1 protein-coding gene is annotated in these 502 nt (G+C 42.4%); it reads left to right on the forward strand.

The window, feature by feature from the left end; all coding sequences use genetic code 11:
* A partial coding sequence (locus GMD1S_RS10900) for a glycine betaine ABC transporter substrate-binding protein (RefSeq protein ID WP_000962204.1) occupies positions 1-333 on the forward strand: 333 nt, incomplete at its 5' end.
* Between the last annotated feature and the right edge of the window lie 169 nt (positions 334-502).

Raw genomic sequence — 502 nt, forward strand, 5'->3', positions numbered from 1 at the left:
GCGACCATGGAGCCAGCTCTTCGCTATCAGGCAATTCAGTCAGGCGATATTCAAATCACAGATGCCTATTCGACAGATGCAGAATTGGCGCGTTATGATTTGCAGATCTTGGAAGATGACAAGCAACTCTTCCCACCTTATCAAGGGGCCCCACTCATGAAAGAAGCTCTTCTCAAGAAACATCCTGAGTTGGAGCCAGTTCTCAATAAACTAGCAGGTAAAATCACGGAAAGCCAGATGAGCCAGCTCAACTACCAAGTCGGTGTTGAAGGCAAGTCAGCAGAACAAGTAGCCAAAGAATTTCTACAAGAACAAGGCTTGTTGAAGAAATGATGGGGCAGAGACTTTAAACATACTGAACTCAACTCCCTTAAACAACTAGATAAAAGAATGCTCAGACAATGTCGTCTGGGCTTTTTTGATATTAGAGTTACTGAATGTCTTTCAAAATGGAAAATAATACTCAATGAAAATCAAAGAGCAAACTAGGAAGCTAGCCGCA

The sequence above is a fragment of the Streptococcus sp. GMD1S genome (assembly GCF_000296875.1).
In the GTDB taxonomy this organism is placed as follows: Bacteria; Bacillota; Bacilli; order Lactobacillales; family Streptococcaceae; genus Streptococcus.